27 protein-coding genes and 1 pseudogene are annotated in these 25,478 nt (G+C 69.7%); 18 read left to right on the top strand and 10 right to left on the bottom strand.

Translation table 11 applies throughout. The features are described 5' to 3' along the window. Positions 1 to 239: 239 nt before the first annotated feature. Genes ACRRSS_RS22355 through ACRRSS_RS22345 form a run of 3 tightly spaced genes read right to left on the bottom strand, consistent with a single transcriptional unit; the run spans position 240 to position 3,717 of the window. Positions 240 to 974 carry an ATP-binding cassette domain-containing protein gene (locus ACRRSS_RS22355; protein ID WP_435972900.1) on the bottom strand — a complete coding sequence of 245 codons (735 nt, stop codon included), beginning with the start codon at positions 972 to 974 and terminating at the stop codon, positions 240 to 242. Further along, positions 962 to 2,794, bottom strand: a complete 1,833-nt coding sequence (gene pstC / locus ACRRSS_RS22350) for a phosphate ABC transporter permease subunit PstC (RefSeq protein WP_435972899.1) — start codon at positions 2,792 to 2,794, stop codon at positions 962 to 964. Before pstC ends, ACRRSS_RS22355 begins: the two co-directional genes overlap by 13 nt. A gap of 2 nt (positions 2,795 to 2,796) precedes the next feature. After that, entirely contained in the window at positions 2,797 to 3,717 is a 921-nt protein-coding gene (locus ACRRSS_RS22345; protein ID WP_435972898.1) for a phosphate ABC transporter substrate-binding protein, read from the bottom strand. A gap of 854 nt (positions 3,718 to 4,571) precedes the next feature. Here ACRRSS_RS22345 and arsL point away from each other — a divergent pair. The 5 genes from arsL to ACRRSS_RS22320 all read left to right on the top strand — a co-directional run bounded on the left by arsL (position 4,572) and on the right by ACRRSS_RS22320 (position 9,596). Further along, entirely contained in the window at positions 4,572 to 5,822 is a 1,251-nt protein-coding gene (gene arsL, locus ACRRSS_RS22340) for an arsinothricin biosynthesis radical SAM protein ArsL (RefSeq protein ID WP_435972897.1), read from the top strand. A gap of 30 nt (positions 5,823 to 5,852) precedes the next feature. After that, entirely contained in the window at positions 5,853 to 7,112 is a 1,260-nt protein-coding gene (locus ACRRSS_RS22335; protein WP_435972896.1) for a GNAT family N-acetyltransferase, read from the top strand. Between the two features lie 37 nt (positions 7,113 to 7,149). Continuing rightward, positions 7,150 to 8,256 carry a GTP-binding protein gene (locus tag ACRRSS_RS22330; protein ID WP_435972895.1) on the top strand — a complete coding sequence of 369 codons (1,107 nt, stop codon included), beginning with the start codon at positions 7,150 to 7,152 and terminating at the stop codon, positions 8,254 to 8,256. Between the two features lie 19 nt (positions 8,257 to 8,275). Next, the gene (locus tag ACRRSS_RS22325; protein WP_435972894.1) at positions 8,276 to 9,064 is read left to right on the top strand and encodes a methyltransferase domain-containing protein; all 789 of its coding nucleotides are present in this window, start codon (positions 8,276 to 8,278) and stop codon (positions 9,062 to 9,064) included. A gap of 196 nt (positions 9,065 to 9,260) precedes the next feature. Further along, the gene (locus tag ACRRSS_RS22320; protein ID WP_435972893.1) at positions 9,261 to 9,596 is read left to right on the top strand and encodes an ArsR/SmtB family transcription factor; all 336 of its coding nucleotides are present in this window, start codon (positions 9,261 to 9,263) and stop codon (positions 9,594 to 9,596) included. Between the two features lie 221 nt (positions 9,597 to 9,817). Here the strand turns inward: ACRRSS_RS22320 and trxB are convergent, their stop codons facing one another. Then, positions 9,818 to 10,816: a thioredoxin-disulfide reductase gene (trxB, locus tag ACRRSS_RS22315; protein WP_435975396.1), complete on the bottom strand. Its 999-nt coding sequence runs from the start codon at positions 10,814 to 10,816 to the stop codon at positions 9,818 to 9,820. A gap of 5 nt (positions 10,817 to 10,821) precedes the next feature. Continuing rightward, complete coding sequence (locus tag ACRRSS_RS22310; protein ID WP_435972892.1) at positions 10,822 to 11,241, bottom strand: arsenate reductase ArsC; 420 nt, start codon at positions 11,239 to 11,241, stop codon at positions 10,822 to 10,824. A 71-nt stretch (positions 11,242 to 11,312) separates the two neighbouring features. Here ACRRSS_RS22310 and ACRRSS_RS22305 point away from each other — a divergent pair, with 71 nt between their 5' ends. From ACRRSS_RS22305 to ACRRSS_RS22290, 4 genes are all read left to right on the top strand, one after another. Further along, complete coding sequence (locus ACRRSS_RS22305; protein ID WP_187620930.1) at positions 11,313 to 11,621, top strand: ArsR/SmtB family transcription factor; 309 nt, start codon at positions 11,313 to 11,315, stop codon at positions 11,619 to 11,621. Then, positions 11,618 to 12,703, top strand: a complete 1,086-nt coding sequence (gene arsB / locus ACRRSS_RS22300; protein WP_435972891.1) for an ACR3 family arsenite efflux transporter — start codon at positions 11,618 to 11,620, stop codon at positions 12,701 to 12,703. Before ACRRSS_RS22305 ends, arsB begins: the two co-directional genes overlap by 4 nt. A gap of 75 nt (positions 12,704 to 12,778) precedes the next feature. After that, positions 12,779 to 13,834 (top strand): ArsO family NAD(P)H-dependent flavin-containing monooxygenase, encoded by a 1,056-nt coding sequence (locus ACRRSS_RS22295; RefSeq protein ID WP_435972890.1) that lies wholly within the window; start codon positions 12,779 to 12,781, stop codon positions 13,832 to 13,834. A gap of 91 nt (positions 13,835 to 13,925) precedes the next feature. Then, positions 13,926 to 14,306, top strand: coding sequence for an ArsR/SmtB family transcription factor (locus ACRRSS_RS22290; RefSeq protein WP_435972889.1), 381 nt, complete (start codon positions 13,926 to 13,928; stop codon positions 14,304 to 14,306). A 10-nt stretch (positions 14,307 to 14,316) separates the two neighbouring features. On the opposite strand, the pseudogene ACRRSS_RS22285 reads toward ACRRSS_RS22290, so the two are convergent. After that, positions 14,317 to 14,730: pseudogene (locus ACRRSS_RS22285) on the bottom strand (arsenate reductase ArsC). Between the two features lie 88 nt (positions 14,731 to 14,818). Here ACRRSS_RS22285 and ACRRSS_RS22280 point away from each other — a divergent pair. The 7 genes from ACRRSS_RS22280 to ACRRSS_RS22250 all read left to right on the top strand — a co-directional run bounded on the left by ACRRSS_RS22280 (position 14,819) and on the right by ACRRSS_RS22250 (position 20,897). Further along, the gene (locus ACRRSS_RS22280; RefSeq protein WP_435972888.1) at positions 14,819 to 15,127 is read left to right on the top strand and encodes an ArsR/SmtB family transcription factor; all 309 of its coding nucleotides are present in this window, start codon (positions 14,819 to 14,821) and stop codon (positions 15,125 to 15,127) included. A gap of 585 nt (positions 15,128 to 15,712) precedes the next feature. Continuing rightward, positions 15,713 to 16,975, top strand: coding sequence for an ATP-grasp domain-containing protein (locus tag ACRRSS_RS22275; RefSeq protein ID WP_435972887.1), 1,263 nt, complete (start codon positions 15,713 to 15,715; stop codon positions 16,973 to 16,975). A gap of 38 nt (positions 16,976 to 17,013) precedes the next feature. After that, positions 17,014 to 18,039, top strand: coding sequence for an S-methyl-5-thioribose-1-phosphate isomerase (gene mtnA / locus ACRRSS_RS22270; protein WP_435972886.1), 1,026 nt, complete (start codon positions 17,014 to 17,016; stop codon positions 18,037 to 18,039). After that, positions 18,036 to 18,728 (top strand): methylthioribulose 1-phosphate dehydratase, encoded by a 693-nt coding sequence (mtnB, locus tag ACRRSS_RS22265; RefSeq protein ID WP_435972885.1) that lies wholly within the window; start codon positions 18,036 to 18,038, stop codon positions 18,726 to 18,728. The genes mtnA and mtnB overlap by 4 nt, the downstream gene beginning before the upstream one ends. After that, on the top strand, positions 18,725 to 19,300 hold the full coding sequence (locus ACRRSS_RS22260) for a 1,2-dihydroxy-3-keto-5-methylthiopentene dioxygenase (protein WP_435972884.1): 576 nt from the start codon (positions 18,725 to 18,727) through the stop codon (positions 19,298 to 19,300). The genes mtnB and ACRRSS_RS22260 overlap by 4 nt, the downstream gene beginning before the upstream one ends. Next, positions 19,300 to 20,079, top strand: a complete 780-nt coding sequence (mtnC, locus tag ACRRSS_RS22255) for an acireductone synthase (protein ID WP_435972883.1) — start codon at positions 19,300 to 19,302, stop codon at positions 20,077 to 20,079. The genes ACRRSS_RS22260 and mtnC overlap by 1 nt, the downstream gene beginning before the upstream one ends. Then, positions 20,076 to 20,897: an S-methyl-5'-thioadenosine phosphorylase gene (locus tag ACRRSS_RS22250; protein WP_435972882.1), complete on the top strand. Its 822-nt coding sequence runs from the start codon at positions 20,076 to 20,078 to the stop codon at positions 20,895 to 20,897. Before mtnC ends, ACRRSS_RS22250 begins: the two co-directional genes overlap by 4 nt. Positions 20,898 to 20,977: 80 nt before the next feature. On the opposite strand, the gene ACRRSS_RS22245 is transcribed toward ACRRSS_RS22250, so the two are convergent. After that, entirely contained in the window at positions 20,978 to 21,490 is a 513-nt protein-coding gene (locus ACRRSS_RS22245; RefSeq protein ID WP_435972881.1) for an N-acetyltransferase family protein, read from the bottom strand. Positions 21,491 to 21,610: 120 nt separating this feature from the next. After that, on the bottom strand, positions 21,611 to 22,732 hold the full coding sequence (locus tag ACRRSS_RS22240; RefSeq protein ID WP_435972880.1) for a permease: 1,122 nt from the start codon (positions 22,730 to 22,732) through the stop codon (positions 21,611 to 21,613). Between the two features lie 399 nt (positions 22,733 to 23,131). Between ACRRSS_RS22240 and ACRRSS_RS22235 the strand changes: the two genes are divergently transcribed. Both ACRRSS_RS22235 and ACRRSS_RS22230 read left to right on the top strand, forming a co-directional pair. Beyond that, entirely contained in the window at positions 23,132 to 23,461 is a 330-nt protein-coding gene (locus ACRRSS_RS22235) for an ArsR/SmtB family transcription factor (RefSeq protein ID WP_229902042.1), read from the top strand. 107 nt (positions 23,462 to 23,568) lie between these two features. Continuing rightward, complete coding sequence (locus tag ACRRSS_RS22230; RefSeq protein WP_435975395.1) at positions 23,569 to 23,868, top strand: ArsR/SmtB family transcription factor; 300 nt, start codon at positions 23,569 to 23,571, stop codon at positions 23,866 to 23,868. A gap of 91 nt (positions 23,869 to 23,959) precedes the next feature. Here ACRRSS_RS22230 and ACRRSS_RS22225 read toward each other — a convergent pair whose 3' ends face one another. Together ACRRSS_RS22225 and ACRRSS_RS22220 are read right to left on the bottom strand one after the other, a co-directional pair. Next, complete coding sequence (locus ACRRSS_RS22225; protein WP_435972879.1) at positions 23,960 to 24,472, bottom strand: N-acetyltransferase family protein; 513 nt, start codon at positions 24,470 to 24,472, stop codon at positions 23,960 to 23,962. A gap of 316 nt (positions 24,473 to 24,788) precedes the next feature. Further along, on the bottom strand, positions 24,789 to 25,151 hold the full coding sequence (locus ACRRSS_RS22220; RefSeq protein WP_187620923.1) for an ArsR/SmtB family transcription factor: 363 nt from the start codon (positions 25,149 to 25,151) through the stop codon (positions 24,789 to 24,791). Positions 25,152 to 25,478: the final 327 nt, after the last annotated feature.

The raw sequence follows: 25,478 nt of genomic DNA, 5'->3' as shown, positions 1-25,478 counted from the left end.
GTCGCGGCGCGAGACCCCTGGACGCGGGTCGCGCGGCGCCGCCCCAGGGCTTCCCCTCCCGCGTCAGGCTCACCGCGGTGTCAGGCCGACCGCGTGCGCGAGCCGCCGGTACGACTCGCGCAGCGCCACCCGGTCGCACGTGCTCGTGCCGACCAGCACCTCCTGCGCGCCGGTCTGCCTCACCGCCCGCTCCAGCGCCTCCGCTCCCAGCGGACACGGAGTGCGGAGGGGACAAGCCATCAGGCCGCGGCCGGGGACGGCTCGCAGGTGTTCGCCAGGTCGATGCGGACCGTCCGGTCGCAGAGCCGTTCCACCTGCGCGGGGTCGTGCGAGACGAGCAGCACCGTCCGGTTGCCCCGCAGAGCCGCCACGGACTTCTCGACCGTGTCGCGGCTCCGCTCGTCCAGGGCGCTCGTCGGCTCGTCGAGAAGGAGGGCCGCCGGTTCGAGAGCCAAGGCCCTTGCCAGACAGAGCCGTTGGCGCTGCCCGTTGGACAGCGTCCGGGCCGGCGTGTCCAGTCGGTCGGAGACCTCGCTCCACAGGCCCGCCTCGCGCAGTGCCTGCTCGACGCGGTCGTGCATCTCCGTGCGGGACGCCCGCACCAGGTGACGGAGGCCGAACAGGGCGTTGTCCAGGATGCTGCCGCCGAAGACCACGGGGGTCTGCGGCACCAGGACGACTGTGCTGCGCAGGTCGGCGTCCCCCTTGCCGTAACGGACCGGACGCCCGAGGACCTCCACCTCACCCTGACGGCGGAGCCCGTGGGGCAGCAGGTCGACCAGGGCGCGGAGCACGGTGGACTTGCCGGCGCCCGACGGGCCGCACAGGCCGGTGGTGGATCCGGCGGCCAGCTCGAACGTCACTGGTCCGACCAGGCGCTTGGTGCCGTCGAGGATCTGCAGGTCGCGGACCGCGATGACGGTCCCGTCGACCATCTTGTCCGTGGTCGTGGCACCTGTCGTCACGTCGTCCATCGTCGTGCTCCTTCGAAGCGGTTGCGCAGGAGGACCGCCAGGCTGAGCAGGCCCGCGGTGATCAGGACCAGGACGAGGGCGCTGCCCCATGCCTGGGCGATCGCCTCGGGGGCGCCCGAGTCCTGCGACAGGGTGAAGATGTGCGTGGGCAGGGCCTGGACCGGAGCGTTGACGACGCCGGTCGGGAGGGCGGGCGCCCCGAAGAACACCGTGGCGGTGAAGATCAGGGGCGCCGTCTCGCCTGCCGCGCGGGCCAGGCCGAGCAGCAGGCCGGTGAGCGTGGCCGGCCAGGTGTAGGGGATGACCACGGAACGGACGTACTGGGAGCTGGTGAGGCCCAGGGCGAATGCGGCCTCGGTGATCTCCGCAGGCATGCTCCGGATCCGGCCCGCGGTGGTGAGGGCGACCACCGGCACCACCACGGGCACCAGGACCACGGCGCCGGCCAGCCAGGAACGGCCCCAGCCCATGGTCGTGCAGAAGAGGACGTACCCCGCGAGGCCCAGCAGGATGGTCGGCGTCCCGCCGATCGCCACGGTCAGCGTCTCCAGGACGCGGGCGGTCTTCGCGGAGGCACGCGTGCCGATCACGATGCCCGCTCCGTAGCCGAGCGGAAGTGCGATCAGCGCCGTCGTCGCGAGGAGCAGGAGCGTACCGAGGATCTGGTCGCGGATGCCGCCACCTGCCGCGCCCTCGGAAGGTGAGACCCAGAAGACCGGATTGAGTGCCGCGCCGCCGCGGGCCAGCAGGATGCCGAGCATGCCGACGAGCAGGGTCCCCGGCAGCAGCAGGGCCCCGAGACGGACGACGGTGGTGACCCTGTCCTTCGGAGTGCGCAGCCACGCGGAGGACCGACGGGCACGCGGGGCGCGCGCGGTCCGTCCCGTGGAGCCGCGGGTCCCCCATACGGTGGCTACGGCGACCAGGGCCAGCAGGATGACGCCCAGTCCGCACAGTGCTGCGAAGTACGCGCCGGAGGTACCCGCCAGCATCGGCTCGGGGCCTGCCAGCTTGGTGGTGAGCGTCTGACCGGGGCGTACGAGGGAGGAGAAGACGTCCCCCAGCGATTCCGGCAGCCGTCCGTCGGCGCGGCCGATGACCATGAAGACCGCGATGGCCTCACCCAGTGCGCGGGCCAGGCCGAGGAGGACGCCGGCGCGCATGCCCGACCGGGCCTGGGGCAGGACGGCGGACCGGACCACCTCGCGGCGGGTCAGGCCGAGGGAGTACGCCGCCTCCCGGTACCGGCCGGGTACGGCGGCCAGTGCGTCCACGCTGACCGCCACGATCGTCGGCATGATCATCACGGCGAGGACGATGCCGGCGGCGAGGAGGCTGTCGCCGCCTGGCACGTCACCGAGGTCCGCCACGAAAGGCCGGATCACCATGATGCCGATCAGGCCGTAGACGATGGAGGGGACCGCTGCCAGGAGTTCGATGCTCAGGCGCAGTGGCTTGGCGAGACGGGGCGGCAGGTACTCGGACAGGGCGATGGCCGCCGCCCAGCCGATCGGGACGGCGAGCACCAGTGCCAGGACGCATACGGCCGCCGAGCCGTAGATCATGGCCAGGCCGCCGAAGGCGAGGGTCCCCGGATTCCAGGTGGACGAGGTGAACAGGGCCGCCCAGTCGACGGTACCGCTCGCGATGCCCGTGACCAGGTAGCCGAGCAGGACCGCGAGGGTGAGCAGTACGGACAGGATGCCGCTGTACGCCCAACCCCAGACCCATCTCGCCCGGCTGCCGCGGCCGCTCCCGGAGGAGGGCCGCGGCAGGGTGGGTCCGGGCGCCTGGGCGGGGCGCTCCAGAGTCAGACCCATGGTCAGAGGCCCATCTGCTCGCGCGTGAGGTAGCCGTGCTTGGGCAGCAGCTTCTGGCCCTCGGGCGAGAGGATGTAGTCGATGTACTGCTTGACGGTGCCCTTCGGCTTGCCGTTGGTGATCATGTACAGCGGGCGGGTCATCGGGTACGTGCCGGACGCGACGTTCGCCAGGGTGGGGGCGACGCCCTCCAGAGGCACGGCGACCAGTTCAGGGTGACCGTCGATGAAGCCGGTCGACAGCGGGGCGACGGAACCGCGGGTGGACTTCAACTTGTTGCGGGTCTCCAGGTTGCCGCCGACGATGGCGTAGTTCGCGGACTTGGGCGGGGCCGGCGGCTCGTCCTTGCCGTAGATGAACTTGTCGAGCACCTCACGGGTGCCGCGGCCGGGCTCCTTGTCGTACACGAAGACCTGGAGGTCGGGGCCGCCGACCTCCTTCCAGTTGGTGATCTTCCCCTCGAACAGGCCCGCCACCTGCGCCTTGGACAGGCCCTTGACCCCGCCGTCGGCCACTTCCTTCGTGATGATGACGCCGACGGCGTCCGCGCCGATCTGCGTGGTGACGAAGTCCGTGTCGGGGTACGCCTTGTGGTCCTTCTCGGACAGGGGCTTGGAACTGAGGGCGATGTTGATCTGGCCGGTCCCGAGCTGGGAGATGCCGCCGGCGGAGCCGCCCTGAGTGGCGACGGTGATGTTCAGGCCCTTGGCCTTCAGTGCCTCGGCTGCGTCGGAGGCGACCGGAGCGACGGTGGTGGAGCCACTGGCCTGGATGGCGTCCGAGTCGGCCTTCGCGGAGCCGGCGCAGCCGGTCAGGGCGGCTGAGAGGAGGAGAGCGGCGGAGGCGGCAGAGGCGCTCTGGCGGACACGCCGTCCGGTGAGGCGCGATGCTCTGCTGCGGGTTTCGGTGGACGTGAAAGACATGGCGGTGCCTTTGCGGTGATGGAAGGGGTGGGAGTCGGGGAAGGCCGTCGGCGGATCGCCGAGGCTGGGGCCCATGTGGCAGGCAGGTCTGGGGGCGGGACGTAGAGGGGGCGCAGCCGTGCCGAAGGTGGCACCCCCGCCGCGTGGACGAGGGGGCGGACACCTGGCGAGCCTGCAGGCGCTCCGCGGGCGCGGCGTGGGACACCGAGGGTGCGGGTGATGGCTGCCGGCGACACGCAGCCGAGATGTCCTTGCGATCCTTACCGCGTTCCCCGTTGAACCCGCTCAGGACCCTTGAGCTGCCGTAGGGCGCTTGCGAGCTGAGCGATGATGCTCGGCCCACTCCCCATTGACAGGGCTGAAGCATCGAAGCATCGGTACCCGTTCACCCGCTGACCCCGGGTGCGGACCGCGATGCCGTGGGCGAACGCTACCGCCTCGGAGTCGCCCTGGCGAGAACTTGAGGGGCGAAATCATCGATGATCAGCGATTGAATTTGAGTCACACGCCAGGTCGGCGGGTGCACTGCCGGAGGTCGGCCACGAATTCCGAAGGCGCATGGGTCGCTGGTGGACAGCCTCGCTCCACACAGCTTCAAGCTGTGTGAACAACCGGATTCAAGCGCGTGACCTCTCTTCGCAACCAGCTACAGACGAGGGCGTATCGGGGCAGCGGTGCTCTGTGGCAACGGAGGGTCGGGGAGATGGTCTTCAGTCATTCATCGATCTATTGACATACATCGCTCAACGCTGGCAGGGTTCCGGCCGTCGGTCGACAGCGTCGCTACCGACCTGGGCTCTGACCCGGCCCCAACTCGATCCGTCACGCTCCTTGATCACTCCCTGGGGGGAAGTGTGAGTAGTCCCCGTGTTCTGGTTGCCTCCGCGTTCGAAGCGGAGCTCCAGCCCTTGACGTCCGCGTGTGCGGCCGCCGCTCTACAGCAGCACGGCGCCGACGTCGTCGGCTGGGACGCGCACCTGCTTCCCGACGCCATTCCGGAAGGCCCCTTCGACCTCACGCTCGTCTCGGTCCAGCAGTTCGAGGGTCTCGAGCGGGGAATCGCCCTGGCGCGCAGGGTCTCGGAGGCGTACGGCACCACGGTCGTGACCTTCGGCCAGTACGCGCAGATGAACCACCGGGAGTTCCTCGAGGTCGCCGACGGCATCATCATGGAGGAGCCCGAACTCATCAGTGAGGAGCTGGCCCAGCTCGCCGCCGGCACCATCGCTCTCGACGGGGTGCCCGCCCTGATGACCCGCACGGGCATGCGGCCCAAGCCCCCGCGCCGGCGCATCTCGGTCACCAAGCCCGCCCGGGACCTCTTCCCCTCCCTCGTGCACTACCCGGCGCATCACTCGCCGTTCGGCCTGATGGGCAACATCGAGGCGTCCCGCGGCTGCCACCACAAGTGCACGTACTGCTCCGTCTACGGCGCGTACGACGGCGGCGTCGCCGCCTACGACGCCGACAGCGTCCTGGCCGACGCACTGCAGCTGGCGGAGGAGGGCGTCCGACACTTCTGCTTCATCGACGCCGAGTTCTTCAACTCCCGCACCATCGGCATCGGTGTGGTCGAGCGACTCGTCGAGGCCATCGGCCCCATCACGTTCGAGTTCACCACCCGCGTCGACCACGTCCTCGACTACACCAAGGAACTGGAGAAGCTCGTCTCGCTCGGGCTGCGCCGCGTCACCTGCGCCCTCGAGTTCCCCTCCAACCGCATCCTGCGCATCTTCGACAAGCACATCGACGTCGACCACATGCGCGAGGCGGTCGACGAGGCCGAGCGGATCGGCTTCGAGCTCTACCCGACGTTCATCCCGTTCACCCCGTGGATTGAGTACGAGGAGCTCCTCGGCTTCGAGGACTGGCTGGTCGAGACGGGCCTCGCCCGCGTCACCGACCCCACCGCCCTGCAGACCCGACTGCTGCTGTTCAAGGGCTCCCCGCTGCTCTCCTCGCCCTGGATGGAGGACATCGCCACCGTCGACCGCGGCTTCTGGGTGGAGTGGACCCACCCCGACAAGCGCGTCGAGGAGCTCTGGCAGGAGCGCCGCACCGACGCCGAGGACGCGGGCAAGATCCGCTGCTGCGTGAAGTGCTGACCCACCCGCTCACAAGAAAAGGACACTGACATGGGTGGATCACCCCGCGTCGTCATCTCCACCGGCCAGGCCCTCCCGGACATGGACTGGACCGGCGAGCTCGACGGTCTCACCGACTCGTGGCCGTACCTCGGACCCACCTGGCTCCGCGCCACGGAGAAGGTACTCCCCGACGTCCAGCCCTGGCACACCCTCGCTCACCGTGCCCGTGGCGAGCTGGCCCTGCTGCCCGGCTACATCCTCACCGCCCCGCCGGTCGTCGACCACGAGCCGCGCACCTACCTCGGATGGCAGGCGCCCTCCGGTGAAGAGGTGTGCTGCGGCGCCGAGACCGACGCCGCGCGCAGCGCCGAGGTCGACGCCCTGGGAACCGAGCCCTTCTTCCCGACGCTCCTGCTCGGCTCCCCGCTGGGCTACCGCACCGAGGTCGCCTACAACTTCTGGACCCCCACCCTGATGGGGTCCATCGTCGAGAAGCTCGTGCCCGCCGCGTTCGAGGCGGGCATCCGCTGCATCGTCGCCCCCTGGATCCCCAGCCGACGCGGCAACGACGCCCTCGTCGACGCGCTCGACGCCGCCGGCGCGTCCACCACTTTCTGGGGCTACGAGGACTTCATGAGCCTCGACGCGCCGAACTGGGAAGGACACCTCGCCGCCCTGCCGCTGAAGAAGCGTCAGCGCATCAAGGGCGACGTCCGCCGCGCCGAGGCCGCCGGTGTGACGATCGAGCGCGTCGACGGCCCCGACATCCGCCCCTACGTCGCCCGCATCGCCGAACTCACCTGTCTCAACCGGGAGAAGAACGGCGCCGGTGAGGAGCCCGAGCACATCATCGGCATCCTCTCCGCGCTCATCGACGAGGGCGCGGACGTCCGCGCCTACCTCGGCTACAAGGACGGCGCGCTGGTCGCCACGTGCGTCACCATCCGCAAGAACCACCGCCTCTTCCCGAAGTGGGCCGGGTTCGACTACGCCGCGATCGGCGAGCGCAGCGGCATCTACTTCGCCCTCGTCCTGGACGCGCCCGTCCGGGACGCCTACGCCGAGGGTCTGCGCACCGTCGAGTTCGGCGCCGGAGCCCACCAGGCGAAGGCCCTGCGCGGCTGCACCCCGCGCGAAGTCCGTACGTCGATGCTGCTCTCCGACCCGGCGCTGCGGCCGCAGGCGAGCGCCTGGCTCGACGCCTTCGGCAACAGCAGGCGCGTCGCGTTCGGCGCCGCGTCCCCCGCCCCGGCCCAGCCCGCGAACCTGCCCCTGCTGGGCGGCGCCGGCGACGGCTGCTGCGGCTGACCCCGCCCGGCTCCACGACAAGGACGAGAAGGACCACATGATCACCTTCATCCCCCTGACCGGATTCCTCGGGGCGGGCAAGACCACGACCATGACCGCCGCCGCCCTCGCGCTCCAGGAGCAGGGCCGCAAGGTCGCCGTCATCACCAACGACCAGGGCGTCGAACTGGTCGACACCAAGCTGGTGCGCAGCAAGCTGGACAGTGTCGCCGAGGTCACCGGTGGCTGTTTCTGCTGCAAGTTCGAGGACCTCGTCGAGGCCATCGTCGCGCTGGTCGCCTCCGACAGCGTCGACACCGTGATCGCTGAGGCCGTCGGCAGCTGCACGGACCTCCAGGCCACCGTCGTACGACCGTTGCGCCAGTACTACGGCGACGACATGGTCGTCGCCCCGCTGACCACCGTGGTCGACCCGCTGCGGCACCTGGCGTTCGCCCGCGCCGCCGAGCGGGGTGAGCCGGAGTCGGACCTGTCGTACCTCTTCCGCCAGCAGGTCACCGAGGCCGACGTCATCGCCGTGAACAAGCTGGACACCATCAAGCCGGACCGGGCCGAGGAACTCATCGCCTCGCTCCGTACGAGCAACCCGAAGGCGACCGTCGTCGGTTACTCGGCCACCACGGGCGCCCACCTGGACACGCTGCTCGACGCGTGGCAGGCGCCGGCCACGAACGAGGACGTCGTCCTCGACATCGACTACGACCGCTACGCGGCCGCCGAGGCCCAGCTCGCCTGGATGAACCAAGAGCTCGACCTCACGGCCGCCGGGGACGGTTTCGACGCGACCGCGTGGGCCCGAACCGTCCTTCAGGAGCTGTCCGTCTGGGCCGCGGAGCACGACGCCGTGATCGGCCACGCCAAGATCACCGTGGAGACGGCCGACGGCGACTTCGCCAAACTCAGCCTCACCGAGTCCGGCGCGCAGCCCACTCTCGACCGCGCAGCCGACGCACACGCGGCGGCCGGGCGGGCCGTCGTCAACGCCCGGGTCGCCTGCGAGCCCGACGCCCTGGACGCGGCCGTCACCGAGGCCGTCAAGGCCGCCGACCTGGCCACCGCCGTCACCTCCTCGGCGACCACCCCGGTGTCGTTCAAGCCCTCCTATCCGCGCCCCGTGCACCGCCTCGCCCCCGCCGGCACCTGACCGAGAAGGACCACCCGTCATGAGCGACACCACCACCGCCGGCAGCCTGCAGGACGAGGTCCGGGAGTACTACCGGGCCAAGGCCGCCGAAGCCGAGACGAGCGGCGCCTGCTGCTCGCCCGACCCGCAGACCTTCGGCCCCGCCGCGTACGACGAGATCGGCCCCGGCACCGCCCCGGACGCCGCCCTCCTCGCCAGCCTCGGCTGCGGCAACCCGAGCGCCGTCGCCGAACTGCGCGAGGGCGAGACGGTCCTGGACCTCGGGTCCGGCGGCGGCCTGGACGTCATCCTCAGCGCCCGGCGCGTCGGCCCCGACGGCCGCGTCTTCGGCCTGGACTTCCTGGAGGAGATGCTCGCCCTCGCCGCCCGCAACGTCGCCGACGCCGAGATCGACAACGTAGTCCTCCTCAAGGGAACGATCGAGTCCATCCCGCTGCCCGCCGCCACCGTCGACGTGATCATCTCCAACTGCGTGATCAACCTGTCGCTGAACAAGCCCGCCGTCTTCGCCGAGATGGCGCGCGTCCTCACCCCCGGCGGCCGCCTCGGCATCAGCGATGTCGTCGCCGAGGACCGGCTCAGCCCCGCGGAGCGAGCCGAACGCGGCGGGCACAGCCAGTGCATCGCCGGTGCTCTCTCGGTCGCCGAGTACAAGGAACTCCTTGACGCGGTCGGCCTGAAGGACGCGGAGGTCGTCTTCACCCAGGAGGCGGCCGACGGCCTCCACGCCGCGATCATCCGCGCCCACAAGCCGGTCGACAGCACTGCCGGCGTGCAGGAGTGCGAGCCCGGCGGCACCTGCTGCTGACCACGTCGTCACGGCCAGGTGTCCGTGGCCGGAGCCGAAGCTCGGGCCGCGGACACCTGGCCACGTGGTGCACCCTCGTGCTCGCCGTGTGCCGATCCCGGCGCGCGCAACAGCCGACAGCTCTTGATTGCACGGCCGGTCTGCGGCGCGCCGCAGACCGGCGGGGCGTTCTCCTCGTGGTCCGTTAAGGATGCCCATGTCCGAAACGTCGCTCGACCGGGAGACCGTCGAGGAGTACGCCCGCTGGTTCCGAGCCCTGGCAGACCCGACGCGCATCCGCATCATGCGGTTCCTGAGCGGTCGGCCGGAGCCCGTGCCGGTGGGCGAGATCGTCGACCATCTTCGACTCAACCAGTCGACCGTCTCGCACCACCTGAAAATCCTCCACACCGTCCGCTTCCTGACCCGGCGCCGTGCCGGTGCCAGCATCCGGTACGCCATCAACCCCCGCTGCATGACCGAGTTTCCCAGCGCTGCCGACATCCTTATCGGCGCCCCGGTCCACTCCTGCCCGGAGCCGGGATCCAGCTGAAGGCCCCTCGGTCGCTGTCGTGAGAGCAGATCAGCCGGCAACGAGTCTCGTTGCCGGCTCCTTGTGCTTGCCCGTGGCCGTGGAGCAGGCGGGAAGACCGGCCGGAGTACGACTCACCATGCCGACCAGGGAGAGGGCCAGCTCCTGCCCGTCAGGTCCGCCAACGTGACGGGCAGGGGCTGGTGTTCATGGGAGGTCCACAGCTCGGCCGCGGTGTGGCCTCAGGCTGTGGCGGCGACGCTCGCCGCGGCCTTGCTCCTGTCGGCAAGGGCGGCGAGGTATCGCTCCGCGTCGAGTGCGGCCTGGCAGCCGGAGCCTGCCGCGGTGATCGCCTGCCGGTAGGTGTGGTCGACGACGTCACCAGCGGCGAAGACCCCGGGCAGGTTCGTGTGGGTGGAGGGCGACTCCACCGTGATGTAGCCCTCGTCGTCGAGGTCGATCTGGCCGGTGAAGAGTTCGGTGCGCGGGTCGTGGCCGATGGCGATGAAGAGTCCGGTGGCGTCGAGGGCGCGGGTCTTGCCGGTGAAGGTGTCGCGCAGGACGACGCCGGCGAGCATGCCGTTCTCTGACCTGATCTCGGCGATCTCGCTGTCGAAGGCGAAGGAGATCTTGTCGTCCGCGAAGGCCCGGTTCTGCATGACCTGGGAGGCGCGCAGGGTCGAGCGCCGGTGGACGACGGTGACGGAACGGGCGAAGCGGGTGAGGAAGGTGGCCTCCTCCATGGCGGTGTCCCCGCCGCCGACCACGACGATGTCGCGGTCGCGGAAGAAGAAGCCGTCGCAGGTGGCGCACCACGAGACGCCGCGGCCCGAGAGCTCGTCCTCGTTCGGCAGGCCGAGCTTGCGGTAGCCGGAGCCGGTCGCGATGATCACGGCCTTGGCGCGGTGGACAGTGCCCTCGCTGTCGGTGACTTCTTTAGTGTCGCCGGTCAGGTCGACGGAGACGATGTCGTCGTCGATCATCTCGGCGCCGAAGCGCTCGGCCTGGGCCCGCATGTTGCCCATGAGGTCGGGGCCTTCGATGCCGGTGGGGAAGCCGGGGAAGTTCTCGACCTCTGTCGTCGTGGTCAGGGAGCCGCCGACGAAGATCGAACTGCCGAAGAGCAGGGGCTTGAGCTGGGCTCGGGCGGTGTAGAGGGCGGCGGTGTATCCAGCGGGTCCGGAGCCTATGACGATGACCTCACGGACGTCGTCACCGGTGGCCGTGGTCGGGCCGGTCACTGAGGTCACGCCTCCTGCTTCGCGTCGATCTCGGCGATGAGGCCCTCGATCAGCATCTTGATCTCGTCACGGATGGGGCGGACGGCCTCGACACCCTGGCCGGCCGGGTCCTCCAGGGCCCAGTCGAGGTACTTCTTGCCGGGGAAGATCGGGCAGGCGTCTCCGCAGCCCATGGTGATGACGTAGTCGGATGCCTGGACGGCCTCGGTGGTCAGCACCTTCGGCTTCTGGCGGGAGATGTCGACGCCGGCCTCGGCCATGGCCTCGACGGCGGCCGGGTTGACCTGGTCGCCCGGGATCGAACCGGCGGAGCGGACCTCGATGCGGTCGCCGGCCAGGTGGTTGAGGAACCCTGCGGCCATCTGGGAGCGGCCGGCGTTGTGGACGCAGACGAAGAGCACGGAGGCGAGCGGAGCGGTGGTCATCGGTTCTTCCTTGCCGGCAAGAGGTCAGCCCCGGCTGGTATCAGCAGCGGGTGATGTGACAGTATCAGCCTATGATGACGTCAGTCGATACTGATCTGATCCGGGTTCTGGCCGATCCCCTCAGGCTCCAGATCGTGACCCTGCTCGCCCGAGAGACCCTCTGCACCACCCACCTCGTCGAGGAGACGGGCGCCAAGCAGACCAACCTCTCCAACCATCTGCGCGTGCTGCGCGAGGCCGGTGTGGTGGAGACCGAGCCCTGCGGCCGCTTCACGTACTACCGCTTGAAGCCGGACGTCATCGCCCAGCTCGCCGGCCAGTTCGCCGACCTGGCCGAGTCCGCCCGTACCGCTGCAGAGAACAAGAGGGCCTGTCCGTGACCCCCACCCAAGCGCCCGCTCCGGCGGCGGATTCCTCGGTCGTCGCGAAGCTGTCGACGCTTGACCGATTCCTCGCCGTCTGGATCCTCATCGCCATGGGCCTCGGTATCGGGCTCGGGCGGCTGATCCCCGGCCTGAACGACGCGCTGGCCAAGGTCGAGATCGGCGGCATCTCGCTGCCCATCGCCGTCGGCCTGCTGATCATGATGTACCCGGTCCTCGCCAAGGTCCGGTACGACAAGCTCGACGCCGTCACCGGCGACAGGAAGCTCATGGTCTCGTCGCTCGTCATCAACTGGATCGTCGGCCCGGCACTCATGTTCGCCCTCGCCTGGATCTTCCTGCCGGACCTGCCCGAGTACCGCACGGGCCTGATCATTGTCGGCCTGGCGCGGTGCATCGCCATGGTGATCATCTGGAACGACCTGGCCTGCGGCGACCGTGAGGCCGCCGCCGTCCTCGTCGCCCTGAACTCGGTCTTCCAGGTCATCGCCTTCGGCGTCCTGGGCTGGTTCTACCTCGACCTGCTGCCCGGCTGGCTGGGCCTCGGAAAGGGCGAGACGCTCGACATCTCGATGTGGAAGATCGCCCTGAACGTCGTCATCTTCCTCGGCGTCCCCCTGGTCGCCGGCTTCCTGACCCGCCGCATCGGCGAGAAGCGGATGGGGCGGGAGTCGTACGAGACGACGTTCCTGCCGAAGATCGGACCGTGGGCGCTCTACGGGCTGCTCTTCACGATCGTCATCCTCTTCGCCCTCCAGGGGAAGACCATCACCTCGCAGCCGCTGGACGTCGCGAGGATCGCCCTCCCGCTCCTCGTCTACTTCGCGGTCATGTGGTTCGGCACCTTCGCGCTCGGCAAGGCCATCGGCCTCACCTACGACCGCACCGCGACGCTCGCCTTCACCGCCGCCGGAAACAACTTCGAACTCGCCATCGCCGTCGCCATCGCCACCTTCGGCGTCACCTCCGGCCAGGCGCTCTCCGGAGTCGTCGGCCCCCTCATCGAGGTCCCGGTCCTGGTCGCGCTCGTGTACGTGTCGTTGGCCTGGCGCAAGAAGTTCGTCCCTGCCCAGCATTAGCCCCGCCAAGTCGCTATTCTGCGCCGCGCCCCTCTGCCGGGGCGAGGCGCGGCCGTGTGAAGGGAAGCCGAGGAGATGAGCAAGGCACTCGACGTCGTCGTGATCGGCGGTGGCCAGTCGGGACTCGCCGCCGGATACCACCTGCGCCGCCTCGGTGGCCTCGACTTCGCCGTCCTGGACGCCCAGCCCACGCCGGGCGGGGCCTGGCAGCACACGTGGGACTCGCTGCACCTCTTCTCGCCGGCCGCGTACTCCTCCCTGCCCGGTCGCCTCATGCCACCGCAGCAGGGGGAGACGTACCCCGACGCCGCCCACGTCGTCGACTACCTGACCGACTACGAGCAGCGATACGAGCTCCCCGTCCACCGGCCCGTTCGCGTTCAGGCGGTCCGCCGAGACGGCGAACATCTTCGCGTCGAGACGGACTCCGGCACCTGGCGCGCCCGCGCCGTCGTCAGTGCCACCGGAACGTGGTCACGGCCGTTCCTTCCCACCGTCCCAGGCCGCGACGTCTTCCAGGGGCGGCAGCTTCACACCGTTGAGTACCGCAGCGCCGGCGAGTTCGCCGGAATGCGGGTCATCGTCGTCGGAGGCGGGAACTCCGGAGCGCAGGTCGCCGCCGATCTCGCGTACGACACCGACCTCACCTGGGTCACCCAGCGACCCGCGCGGTTCCTCCCCGACGACATCGACGGTCGTGCGCTCTTCGACCACGCCACCGCCCGCCGCCGTGCCCTCGACGAAGGCCGTACCGACGGCGGGGGAGTCGCGTCGCTCGGCGATATCGTCGCCGTACGGCCTGTACGCGAGGCCCGGGATGCGGGCCTCCTCAAGGCGCAACCGATGTTCACTCGTGTGACGGGGACCGGTGTCGAGTGGGCTGACGGTACGCGGGCCGAGGCCGACGCGATCATCTGGTGCACCGGCTTCCGTCCCGCTCTCGCCCACCTCGCCCCGCTCGGGCTTCGCGGTCCTCGCGGACACATCCCCACCCGGGGAACAGAGGCCTTCGGAGAGCCCCGACTTCATCTGCTCGGGTACGGCGACTGGACCGGGCCCGCGTCGGCCACCCTTGTCGGCGTCGGCCGTCCCGCCCGCGAAGCCACGAGGGCCATCGCGGCCCTTCCGTGATGAGGCTGCGCGGGTGAACGAACGGTGAACGCCTGACGGATATCGATCCTCGGATTCGCCGTGCGATCTTGTCGGCTCGTATGGTGTCCGGATGGCAACTCCGTTGGCGGGCATACCGATCGAGGACGTGAGCGAGGAGCACTGTGTGCCCTGCTCTCCGGGGCGGCTGATCGACCGCGTAGAAGTCGAGACGCTGACCGCCCAGTTGAAGGCGATGGCTGACCAGACCCGCCTCCAGATCGTCCACCTCATCGACCAGTCGCCGGCCGGAGAACTCTGCGTCTGCGACCTGACCGAGTCGCTCGACCTGGCCCAGCCCACGGTGAGTCGCCACCTGAAGATCCTTACCACGGCCGGGCTTCTGCGCCGCGAACAGCGAGGAACCTGGGCCTGGTTCTCGATCCGCTGGGATGCTCTTCAGGGGCTCAGGAAGCATGCCTTCCCCCGAGGTGTCGACTGCTCGCCGTTCTGACCGTTCTGGTTCAACGTGCCGCCGCAGCGTCCATCTCCACGATGAGATTCTCGACGAGGTCCCTGATGGCATCGCGGATGGGGCGGACCGCCTCCACCCCTTGCCCGGCCGGGTCGTCGAGCTTCCAGTCGAGGTAGCGCTTGCCGGGGAACACTTCGCAGGTGTCCCCACAGCCCATGGTGACGCACACGTCCGACTCGCCGACGGCTTCCGTGGTGAGGATCCTGGGGACCTCCGCGGACATGTCGATGCCGACTTAGCGCATCGCTTCGACCGCCGCCGGATTCACCGACGAGGCCGGGGCGGAGCCCGCCGAACGGACCTCGATCCGGTCGCCGGCCAAGTGGCGAAGCCACGCGGCGGCCATCTGGGACCGGCCGGCGTTGTGAATGCAGACGAACAGGACAGAGGGCATCCGGGACACGTACGTCCCCTCAAATGGGCAGCGATACAAGAGCGTTCAGAAATCTGGTGGTTGACACCGGTTGTGCTCGGTGTGTCACGATCAAGCCATGCTGACGTCGGTGAACGCGGAACTGCTGAGGGCCCTGGCTGACCCACTACGGCTTCGCATCGTGTGCCTGCTTGCCTGTGAGTCGCTGTGTACGACTCATCTTGTCGAGGAGACGGGCGCGCGGCAGACGAACCTGTCGAACCATCTCCGGGTTCTCCGGGAAGCGGGTGTCGTGGAGACCGAGCCCTGCGGGCGTTTCACCTACTACCGACTGCGCCCCGAGGCGCTGGTCGATCTGGCCACGTTCTTCGGCGGTCTGGTCGACGGGGCGCACGAAGTCTCTGTGGCCCGGCGGCCGTGCGGTTGAGAGCCCGGCCGCTTCTTCTTCGAGCGCCCGCGCCGTCTCGACGTCCACTCGCCCGTGGCCCCCGCGGGCTGCGGATCGCGATCCGTGCGCGAAGGCTACTCTCTCCCCGCCGCTCTGACGACCCCGGTGCAGGTGGCTCGAGCACGTCAGCGACCGCGTGGGGCAGGTTGCGCCCGGGGGTCATCCGCTGCGTCTGGAAAATCGATGGTTACCGATCGAATTTCGACACGCGTCGCGCAGACAAGGCGTCATCCTGCAGCCCTGGCGACGGAATCCGCAAGAGTCGCAAGGTGTGTGGGCGCCCTTGGTTTCTACGGTTCTCATCTGCATGAATGCCCCCACTGGGCAACCTGACCAGCTTGCGCAAGCACCTACAGAGGTGGGCGAATCGGGGCAGGGGTGCGTGTGGCGGTGACGTCCGGCAGGGGGTGGCCCTTCGATTCATTCATCGATCTATTGACATACATCGCTTAACGCTGGCAAGGTTCCGGCCGTCGGCCGACAGCGCCGTGGCCGACCAGGGCGCTGCCCCGCTCCGTCGGCCGGCCTCGGCCCCGACCACACGTCGACACGAAGGTTCCCACCATGGCCGCCACGCCCCACCCGCACTCGTCTACCACCGAGGCACCGGTCCTGCTTCTCATGGGCAGCGGTGACCGCCGCTACCGGGAGTACCTCGTGGCGGCCGTCTCCCGCCACTTCCGCCTGTGGCTCCTCGACGCCCACGAGCCGAGTTGGCAACTGCCCTACGTGGAGGGGACCTCACTCCTCGACACCAAGAACCTCGACGAACTCCTCGCCGAGGCGAAGAAGGTCATGCAACGGATTCCCGTCGCAGGGGTCTTCACCTACGACGAGTCCCTCGTGCACGCTGCCGCGCGCCTCGCTGAAGCGCTCGGCCTGCCCGGGAGCGCACCCGAAGCGGTGCTCGCCTGCCGCGACAAGGCGACCACTCGGGCACGGTTGACGGCCGCCGACGTGCCGCAGCCGGCCTGCACCCCGGTCTCCACGGCGGCTGAGGCGCGCCGTGCGGCCGATGCGACCGGCTATCCCGTGGTGGTCAAGGCCCGTGGACTCGCAGGCAGCCTCGGTGTCGTCCGAGCCGACCACGGCGACGCCGTCGAAGAGGCCTTCGAAGCGGCCAGCTCCGCCAACTGGCCCGGAGTACCCCGCTACGAGGCCGACGTGCTGGTCGAGGAGTACCTCACCGGTCCCGAGATCAGCATCGACGCGGTCGTCGTCGACGGTGTGTGCACCCCGATGATCGTGGCGCGCAAGCAGGTCGGGATGGACCCGTACTTCGAAGAGACCGGCCACACCGTCGACGCCACCGACCCCCTCCTCCAGGACTCTGAACTCCTGGACCAGTTGCACCGCATCCACAAGTCGCTCGGCTTCGAACACGGCTCCACTCACACCGAGTTCAAGCTCACCCCCAAGGGGCCGCGCCTCGTCGAGATCAACGCGCGCCTCGGCGGCGACTTCATCCCCCTCATCGGAATGCTCGCCACCGGCACCGATCCCGCCGTCGCCGCCGCCCAAGTGGCAGCCGGGCTCACCCCCGACACCACGCCGAAGTCGCAGAAGACCGCAGCCATCAGGTTCCTCTACCCGGAGCGCGACTGCGAGGCGGTCGAAGTGGTCGTCCGAACCGACCTCTTCGGGTCCACGGTGCACAGCGCGGTCGCGACCGCCGGCCCCGGCACCCGGCTGGCCCTCCCGCCCCGGGCGTACATGAACCGGTACGGCTACGTCATCGCCGTCGGCGAGGACCACGAGCAGGTCACCGCCGACGTGGACGCAGCGCCCACCCTGGTCGAACTGCGGTCGCGCCCCCTGACCGACTAACCGGGTTCCACCTTTCAGGCCCCAAGGAGCCGCCGCCCGTGAGCAAGCCCTCCGACCAGCCGTCACTGCGCTGGGACGACAACGCGATCATCACCCTCGACCAGCGCGCGCTGCCCCACGAGCGGCGGCTCCTGCGCCTGGACACCGTGGACGACGTCATCACCGCCATCACGACCCTCTCGGTACGGGGTGCCCCCTCCATCGGTCTCGCGGGCGCACTGGGCGTCGCGCTGTCGGCGTACCTGCACTGCCCGCCCCGGGCAGACGGCCTGGGACGCGAGGCCGTACGCGCCGACGCCCGGCGGATCGTCGCCGCCCGCCCCACGGCCGTCAACCTCGCCTGGGCCGTGGGAAGGGCGCTCGGGCGGCTCTCCGACGGCCCCGACGCCGTCCTGGCCGAGGCCACGGCGATGATCGAGGAAGACAGGGCGGTCAACCGGCGGATGGTCGAGCACGCGGCACGGGCGGTACGGGACCGCTGCCCCCAGCGCTCCCTGCGGCTCCTGACCCACTGCAACACCGGCCGCCTGGCGACCGCCGCCGTGGGCACCGCGCTGGGCACGATCCTCGCCCTCGCGGAGGCCGGACAGGTCACCGAGGTCCTCGTCGACGAGACCCGGCCGCTCCTGCAGGGCGCCCGGCTGACGGCCTGGGAACTGGCCGAGGCCGGCGTGCCGCATCGCGTATGCGTGGACAGCGCGGCCGCCGCGGCCATGAGCCAGGGGCTCGTCGACTGCGTCCTCGTCGGAGCCGACCGCATCACCGCGCGAGGGGACGTGGCCAACAAGATCGGCACCTACGGACTGGCGATCGCCGCCGCCCACCACGACATTCCGTTCATCGTCGTGGCCCCGGAGTCGTCGTGGGACAGGTCGCTCGCCGACGGCCGGGACATCGTCATCGAGGAACGCGCTGCCGACGAGGTGACCTCCTACGGCGGGGTCCGCACCACGCCGCGCGGTACCCGCGCGTACAACCCCGCCTTCGACGTCACCCCGGCTTCCCTGATCACCGCGATCGTCTCCGAGCACGGTGTCCACCACGCATCCGAGGTGAGCGCATGAGCTACGCGCCGTCCACCGCCGCAGGCAAGCAGACCGCCCAGCAGCTGGCCGACATCTCCCGCACCCTGTATGAGCGCGGCTGGATGCCGGGCACGTCCGGCAACATTTCCACGCGGCTGCCCGACCATCCCGACCGGGCACTGATCACGGCGAGTGGCCGGGACAAGGGCGACCTGACCGCCCGGGACGTGGTGGAGGTCGACGCCCGCACCGGCGAGGCATCCCATCCCGGCCAGGTCCGCCCCTCGGCGGAGACAGCCATCCACGCGGCGGTCTACCGCGCCACCGGCGCCCGCGCCGTCATCCACGTCCACTCCCCGTACGCCACCGTCGTCGCCCACCGCGCCGCTGCCCTGGACGCTGTCTCCTCGGTACGAGTGGATCGCTTCGAACTGCTCAAGGGACTGGGACTGAACGACCCGACGTTCACGGACCTGCCGGTGTTCCCCAACTGGCCCCGGGTCGACCGAATCGCCGATGACGTCGCCTCCCACCTCGCGGTCGACCGGGACGCACCGCCCGGGCTGCTCCTGGCCGATCACGGCATCACCACATGGGGCGACTCGCTGGGGCAGGCGAAGATCCGGCTCGAGTGCCTCGAGTCGCTCTGCCAGCTGCTCGTGCTCTCTCACGCCGAGCTGCATGTCTCCCGTGCCGCGCAGGCACCCGACCACAGGACCGCGCCATGACACTGCTGCAGATCATGCCGGACGACGCACCGGACACCGTGCTGCTCCGCACCCGCGACGAGGACGCCATCGCGCAGGCCCTGCGCGAACGATCGGTCTCCTTCACCCGTTGGCCCCTGCGCGCACAGGTGACGCCGCAGACGTCGTCCGAGGAACTGCTCGACGCCTACCGGACCGAGGTCGACGAGCTGTGCGCCGACCAAGGGCTCCGCCTCGTCGACGTGGCCCGTCTGCACCCCGAGGAGGCAGCGGAGTGGCAGGAGCGTGCGGCCAAGGCACGCTCGACCTTCCTCGACGAGCACAGGCACGCCGAGGACGAGGTCCGGTTCTTCGCCCACGGCACCGGCTGCTTCTACCTGCACCTCGACGACCGCGTGTACGCCGTCGTGTGCGAGGCAGGCGACCTTCTGTCGGTCCCGGCCGGCACCCGGCACTGGTTCGACATGGGTCCGGTACCGGACTTCTGCGCCATCCGGTTCTTCGAGAAGGAGGACGGCTGGGTGGGCGACTTCACCCAGGAGCCCATCGCCGAAGGCTTCCCCCGCCTCGACGCGATCCTGCGGGAAGGCTGATGCCGGGCAGCCGGCAGGCCCACGTTCCCGAGATCGGGCTGCGGGCTGTCGTCCTCGACATCGAGGGAACCACCGGCTCCCTCAGTCACGTACGGGACGTCCTCTTCCCCTACGCGCGTGAGCGGCTCGCTCCCTGGCTCGTCGCTCACCGCGGCACCGCCCCCTGGCGGCAGATCCTCGACGCGGTCACCGCCCACACCGGGGAGGCCCAGGACGAGGCGAGCGCTCTGGCGCTCCTGGAGCAGTGGGCCGATGCCGATGTGAAGGCGGCGCCGCTGAAGACGCTGCAGGGACTGATCTGGTCCGGCGGCTACGCGGCGGGCGAGTTGTACGGACACGTGTACCCGGACGTACCGCCCGCACTCGACTGCTGGCGGACACAGGGCACGGGCCGCTTCATCTACTCCTCCGGCTCCGTTGCCGCCCAGCGGGACTGGTTCGGCCACACGGCCCACGGCGACCTGCGCCCCCTGCTCGACGGCTACTTCGACCTGACGACGGCCGGCCCCAAGGCGGACGCCGACTCCTACCGTGCGATCGCGGCGGAGCTGGGGCACGCACCCGCCGACCTGCTGTTCGTCAGCGACGTCGGTGCCGAGCTCGACGCCGCGGCCGAGGCCGGCTGGCAGACGGTGGCCGTGCGCCGCCCCGACGACGAACGCGCGGCCGTGCCTGGTCACGAGGCCGTCGCCTCTCTCACCCCACTCGTTTCCCTGACCCGGCCCGGGCAGCTCCACGGCCCCGGTCGACGCGCCCACGCAGGAGGAACCAAGCGATGAGTGATCCGTCCGACTCGGCGCCGAAGGCCGACATCGCGGTCATCGGCGGCAGCGGCTTCTACGAACTTCTGGAATCGGTACAGCGCGTCGAGGTCACCACCCCGTACGGCGCACCCTCCGACGCGGTGTCCGTCGGCACCGTGGGCGACCGCAGAGTGGCCTTCCTGCCCCGGCACGGCAGCCACCACGAACTCCCCCCGCACCGCATCAACTACCGCGCCAACATGTGGGCCCTGCGCTCGCTGGGGGTACGGCAGGTCCTCGCGCCCTGCGCCGTCGGCTCGCTGCGCGGTTCCCTCGGCCCCGGAAGCGTCGTCCTCCCCGACCAGCTCGTCGACCGGACCGCCGGCCGCGTGCAGACGTACTACGAGCACGGCGCCACCCACGTGTCGTTCGCCGATCCGTACTGTGCGTCGGGCCGCGCGGCCGTGCTCAAGGCCGCAGGGGAGGCAGGCGCCGAAGTCCACGACGGGGGAGTGATGGTGGTCGTCGAAGGCCCCCGGTTCTCCACCCGGGCGGAGTCCCAGTGGTACGCCTCCGCAGGCTGGTCCCTGATCAACATGACCGGGCACCCCGAAGCCGTACTCGCCCGTGAACTCGCCCTCTGCTACACCTCCATAGCCCTGGTCACCGACTACGACGCGGGTGTGGAGCACGGAGAGGGCGTCTCGCAGGACGAGGTGTTCCGCGTGTTCGCGGCGAACGTGGAACGCCTGAAGGGCCTGGTCCTGAAGACCGTCGACCTCCTGGAGCGCGAGCGGGCCTGCGCGTGCGCGACGGCACTGGACGGGATGGACCTGCCGTTCGAGCTCCCCTGACACGGTGGTCTGTACGGGCCATGTCCGTATCGACCAGGGACATACAGGCTGATGCCGGTCACCGTGGTGACCGGCATCAGTCATACGACCACCGGGCTGCGGCGCTCCACGAGCAGGACGTCGCGCCAGACGCCGTGATGTCGGGCCACGCGCTCTCGTCGGCCCAGCACGCGGAACCCCACGGACTCGTGCAGGGCCAGGCTCGCCACGTTCTCGGGGAAGATGCCCGCCTGGATCGTCCAGATCCCCGCCTTCTCCGTGGAGACGATCAACGCCTCCAGAAGCGCGCGCCCCACACCGGCTCCGCGCGCCGTGGGACTGACATACACGGAATGCTCGACGACCCCCGTGTAGGCGGGACGAGCCGAGACGCGGGACACCGCCGTCCAGCCGACGACCCGCCGTTGTACGTCGAGCGCCACGAGCCGGTGGGCCGGCAGCTTGGAGGTGTCGAAGGCGCTCCACGGCGGTGCGGCCGTCTCGAACGTGGCGTTTCCCTCGTCGATGCCCTGCTGGTAGATCGCCATGACGGCGGGCGCATGGTCGTCGGTCATGGGGGCGAGAACGATTGCGGTGCGTGGGGGTGCGGCCATGCTCGGCTCCTTTCCGGGGTGCGCTCCTGGAAGGTGCGCACGGGGGCGGGTACGGCGACGCTCCTGTGGCGGCGTCGGCCGCCACAGGAGCGTGGGTGGGGGGTGAGGAGGAGTTCCAGGTCAGAGAATCGCCAGCGAGACCAGGCCGATAGCCACGCTGCCGAGGAGGCCCACGCCGAGGTAGAACGCGAAGACCTTCGCCTTGACGACGCTCTTGACGGCCACCATCGCCGGGATCGTCGTGATGGCACCGCCGAGAAGGAAGGTGACACCCGCGGCAGCGACCATGCCCTGATCCAGGAGACCCTCGACGACCGGGATGGCGCCGACGCCGTTGAGGTAGAGCGGGACGCTGATGAGCCCGGCGACCAGGACGGAGAGGACGCCGTCCGTGCCCAGGATGCCCGACACGACGTCGGTGGGCACGTAGCGGACGATCAGGGCTTCGAGGACGATGGCGAGCAGCAGCCACTTGCCCAGGATCAGCGAGTCGCTGACGATCTCCTTGAGGATCTCGCCGGCGCGGAGGTTCTTGATGTCACGCCGGACGAGCACACGCCACGGAGTGCCGTCGTCGTCCGCGTCGTTCCGTGCGGTGGTGGAGCAACCTCCCGCCGCAGGCGTGGGCTCCTGTGTGGCACCTCCGCAGCCACCCTCGGGCGTGCCGCCGCCGACGCCGCCGCCACCGACGGTCACGGGCTCGGGGACGGTCGCCTTCGCCGTGGAGCACGCCGTCTCGGGAACGGTCACCGTCTCCTGAGTGCAGGTCTTCGCGGGCGTCTTCTCCTCAGTGGAGTCGAGCAGGGGATCGGCGAACCGCCCACGCCGTTCGAGCGCCAGGACGATGAGACCCGCGCCGAAGCTCAGCACCAGGGCACCGATGAGACGGGCGGTGGCGATGGGGAGCCCGAGCTGGGCGGCGGAGAGCGCGTAGATCTCCGGGTCCATGGAGGGGGAGGCGATCCAGAACGACATGACCGCCGAGAGCGGGACGCCGGCTATCAGGAAGCGGCGGATCAGCGGGATCACGGTGAAGGAGCAGAAGGGGCTGAAAGCTCCGATGGCCGTGACGATGGCGATGCCGAGGACGCCCTTACGCCCGTGGGCGAAGCTGCGGCGCGCGACCACGTCGATCGACAGACGCTGTACGGCGATCCCCAGGACGATGGCGACCAGGAACCACGGGAGATAGTGCAGCACCTCGAACAGGATGAACCGGCCAAGGGCCAGCAATTCGTCCACAGGTGAACCTCTCTGAGACGGTGACACATGAGGGGGAGCGGCGCCGTGAAGGAACGTACGGGGGACGTCGCGAGCCGCGTGGGGAGGCTCGAGCGGCATCCCCTTTATCGAATATCGATGATAGACGATTAAAGAGATGCCCGGCAATGGGGATCCGAGGTCCCTCGTCGCGCCGAAGAAGCCCGCCCTGCGCTTCCGGTGGCGGTTGCCAGGAAGGGAGCCTTGTTCCCAGGTCGCACCGGCGTGGCTACCTTCCATGTGGTGTCTACACAGTCGCTCGCGGCCGTGTCCTCGGGCGTGCCTGTGGCGCGGGCGGGCCTCAGCGGGCCCTCCGCAGGCCCCATCTGCGTGGAGCGAACCTTGCCGTCGCGGGTGGTCATCGAATAACATCGATGGATCATGAGCGGTACGATGAATGCCCAGCTGATCGACCGAAGCACGGCCGAGTCCTACGCAACCTGGTTCAAGGCCCTCTCCGACCCCACCCGCGTGCAGATCCTCAATCTCCTAGCGCTGGCAACCGGGCCGATGAGTGTCGGAGAGATCGTGGACCGGATGGGCGTCGGACAGTCGACGGTGTCCCACCACCTGAAGCTGCTCGCCGACGTGCGATTCGTCCTGCGCGAGCGTCAGGGGACCTCGATGCTCTACTCCATCAACGTCGCCTGCGTGGCTTGCTTCCCCAGTGCCGCCGACGCCGTCATGGGCCGCCCCGCGGCCTCGGCGTGAGGACCGGCCCCTTGACCAAGCCGACCCCACACATACCCGGTGCGCCCCCTACCGCCTGCTGCCCACCCATCGTGACCGCCGCGCTGTCCGAAGGGGACGCCGAGATCATGGCGGCGATGTTCAAGGCGCTGGCCGACCCCGTCCGACTCCGCCTCCTGTCCAGAGTGGCCTCGCACCCCAACGGTGAGGCATGCGTCTGCGACATAGCCGACGTGGGCGTCTCACAGCCCACGGTCAGCCACCATCTGAAGAAGCTCCGGGAAGCGGGCCTGCTCACTTCCGAGCGGCGCGGCACCTGGGTGTACTACCGCCCGGCGCCCGGCGTCCTGGCCTCGCTGGGGGAGTTCCTCGCCGACACCGAGAAGGCCGGTAAGGAAGAGATCGCGCTGACGGCCCAGGCATCCTGACGTTCGGCGCCGCCGCCCCTGCTCAGGGGCGGCGGCGCCGGTTCCGTCCTGGTGTGCGTGCCCGCATGCGGGCAGGCGTGCTTCCTTGCCGTCAGTCGATGCGCGGGCTGCGACGCTCCACGAGGACGGTGTCGCGCCAGACACCGTGGTGGCGGCCGACACGCTCGCGCGTGCCGATGATCCGGAAGCCCGCACGGGCGTGGACGGCGAGGCTGGCGGAGTTCTCAGGGAAGATGCCGGACTGAATCGTCCAGATCCCGGCCGCCTCGGTGGAGTCGATGAGCGCCTTCAGCAACACCGAGGCGACGCCGCGCCCCCGTGCATGGGGGTGTACGTACACGGAGTGCTCGACGACTCCGGCGTACGCGCACCGGTCGGAGACCTTCGTGGCCGCCACCCACCCGAGCACCCGGCCGGCCTCGTCGACCGCGGCGAATCGATGCGCGGGCATCTTGGCCGCGTCGAACTGTTCCCAGGTCGGAGCGGAGGTCTCGAAGGTGGCGTTGCCCTCGTCGATGCCGGCCTGGTAGATCGCGACGACCTCGTCGGCGTGATCGGCCGTGAGAGGTACGACGGTGATGGTGCGCATGGCTGATCCGGTCATGGGGCGGAGTCTCCCAGACGGTGGTGTGAGTCCGGCGCCGAGGCGGCGCCGCTCTTCGGGCTGCGCAGCAGCGCCCACGTGCTGCGTGACCTGGAATCGCCGCCGTGGACCGAACCGTCCGATGCCCGGCGCCTCATCGCGACCTGCCCGACGATCGAGGAGCAAGGCACGGGAGCGCGGGTCACCGTGGGCCGGTCCGGCGACCTCACACGTCTTCGCTTGCCCCACCGATCCCGACCATCCGGACAGGTGGAACATCCGGTAGCTCTTGGGCCAGCCTCGCTGGACAAAGCCACCCCGGCGACCTTGAGACCGGTCAGGCCGAGGCTGCCTTGGTGAGGAGGGCTCCCATGGCGGCGAGAACGGTGGGCTCGACGCGGTAGTAGACCCAGGTGCCGCGCCGTTCCGAGGAGAGCAGCCCGGCTTCCTTCAGCTTCTTCAGGTGGTGGGAGACCGTGGGCTGGGAGACGCCGACGTCGGAGATGTCGCAGACGCATGCCTCGCCACCCTCATGCGAGGCGACGGAGGAGAAGAGCCGCAGCCGGACCGGGTCGCCCAGCGCCTTGAACATGACAGCAGTCCGCTCGGCCTCCTCGGCGGTCAGAGGCCGCTCGTTCAGAGGCGGGCAGCAGGGCTCTATCTCGGGCTCCAGTACCGGCAGTACCTTGACGTTCGACATGTATCTATGTTGACACATGTCGAACCAGGCGCCCAGGGATTCACCCCTTGAGCCGTGCTCGGGCATGCCGACGACCGTTGTCAGCCGAGCCGGGATGCTTGCGATCGGAGCGCCGCTACAGGTCGTCGCGCAAGGGGGCGGCCGGTGCGAGCGCGACGAGGCTGGGCGTCTTGCGCCTATACCCCTGGGGCATAGGGCCCCTTTCTTTTCTGGTCGGCCCGCGTGAGGCCGGCCCGATGGCGAATATCGGCGCGAGCTACGGGGGTGAATGCCGCAGCACCGTCTAGGTTCGATGGATGTCTATGTTGACGCTTGTCGAATCAAGTG

This window comes from Streptomyces sp. Qhu_M48 (assembly GCF_051305195.1).
Taxonomy (GTDB): domain Bacteria; phylum Actinomycetota; class Actinomycetes; order Streptomycetales; family Streptomycetaceae; genus Streptomyces.
The sequence above is the reverse complement of the archived record's forward strand: the minus strand, read 5'-3'. Positions and strand labels throughout refer to the sequence as shown.

Excerpts from the sequence above, each read along its gene's own strand:
- ACRRSS_RS22320 (WP_435972893.1), top strand. The coding sequence starts at position 9,261 with ATGTCCGAAACGTCGCTCGACCGGGAGACCGTCGAGGAGTACGCCCGC.
- mtnB (WP_435972885.1), top strand. The coding sequence starts at position 18,036 with ATGAGCTACGCGCCGTCCACCGCCGCAGGCAAGCAGACCGCCCAGCAG.
- ACRRSS_RS22295 (WP_435972890.1), top strand. The coding sequence starts at position 12,779 with ATGAGCAAGGCACTCGACGTCGTCGTGATCGGCGGTGGCCAGTCGGGA.
- ACRRSS_RS22230 (WP_435975395.1), top strand. The coding sequence starts at position 23,569 with ATGGCGGCGATGTTCAAGGCGCTGGCCGACCCCGTCCGACTCCGCCTC.
- ACRRSS_RS22220 (WP_187620923.1), bottom strand. The coding sequence starts at position 25,151 with ATGTCGAACGTCAAGGTACTGCCGGTACTGGAGCCCGAGATAGAGCCC.
- ACRRSS_RS22355 (WP_435972900.1), bottom strand. The coding sequence starts at position 974 with ATGGACGACGTGACGACAGGTGCCACGACCACGGACAAGATGGTCGAC.
- mtnC (WP_435972883.1), top strand. The coding sequence starts at position 19,300 with ATGCCGGGCAGCCGGCAGGCCCACGTTCCCGAGATCGGGCTGCGGGCT.
- pstC (WP_435972899.1), bottom strand. The coding sequence starts at position 2,794 with ATGGGTCTGACTCTGGAGCGCCCCGCCCAGGCGCCCGGACCCACCCTG.
- ACRRSS_RS22325 (WP_435972894.1), top strand. The coding sequence starts at position 8,276 with ATGAGCGACACCACCACCGCCGGCAGCCTGCAGGACGAGGTCCGGGAG.
- ACRRSS_RS22245 (WP_435972881.1), bottom strand. The coding sequence starts at position 21,490 with ATGGCCGCACCCCCACGCACCGCAATCGTTCTCGCCCCCATGACCGAC.
- ACRRSS_RS22225 (WP_435972879.1), bottom strand. The coding sequence starts at position 24,472 with ATGACCGGATCAGCCATGCGCACCATCACCGTCGTACCTCTCACGGCC.
- ACRRSS_RS22275 (WP_435972887.1), top strand. The coding sequence starts at position 15,713 with ATGGCCGCCACGCCCCACCCGCACTCGTCTACCACCGAGGCACCGGTC.
- ACRRSS_RS22330 (WP_435972895.1), top strand. The coding sequence starts at position 7,150 with ATGATCACCTTCATCCCCCTGACCGGATTCCTCGGGGCGGGCAAGACC.
- ACRRSS_RS22335 (WP_435972896.1), top strand. The coding sequence starts at position 5,853 with ATGGGTGGATCACCCCGCGTCGTCATCTCCACCGGCCAGGCCCTCCCG.
- ACRRSS_RS22310 (WP_435972892.1), bottom strand. The coding sequence starts at position 11,241 with ATGACCACCGCTCCGCTCGCCTCCGTGCTCTTCGTCTGCGTCCACAAC.
- ACRRSS_RS22290 (WP_435972889.1), top strand. The coding sequence starts at position 13,926 with ATGGCAACTCCGTTGGCGGGCATACCGATCGAGGACGTGAGCGAGGAG.
- ACRRSS_RS22260 (WP_435972884.1), top strand. The coding sequence starts at position 18,725 with ATGACACTGCTGCAGATCATGCCGGACGACGCACCGGACACCGTGCTG.
- ACRRSS_RS22305 (WP_187620930.1), top strand. The coding sequence starts at position 11,313 with ATGATGACGTCAGTCGATACTGATCTGATCCGGGTTCTGGCCGATCCC.
- ACRRSS_RS22250 (WP_435972882.1), top strand. The coding sequence starts at position 20,076 with ATGAGTGATCCGTCCGACTCGGCGCCGAAGGCCGACATCGCGGTCATC.
- ACRRSS_RS22345 (WP_435972898.1), bottom strand. The coding sequence starts at position 3,717 with ATGTCTTTCACGTCCACCGAAACCCGCAGCAGAGCATCGCGCCTCACC.
- ACRRSS_RS22280 (WP_435972888.1), top strand. The coding sequence starts at position 14,819 with ATGCTGACGTCGGTGAACGCGGAACTGCTGAGGGCCCTGGCTGACCCA.
- ACRRSS_RS22235 (WP_229902042.1), top strand. The coding sequence starts at position 23,132 with ATGAGCGGTACGATGAATGCCCAGCTGATCGACCGAAGCACGGCCGAG.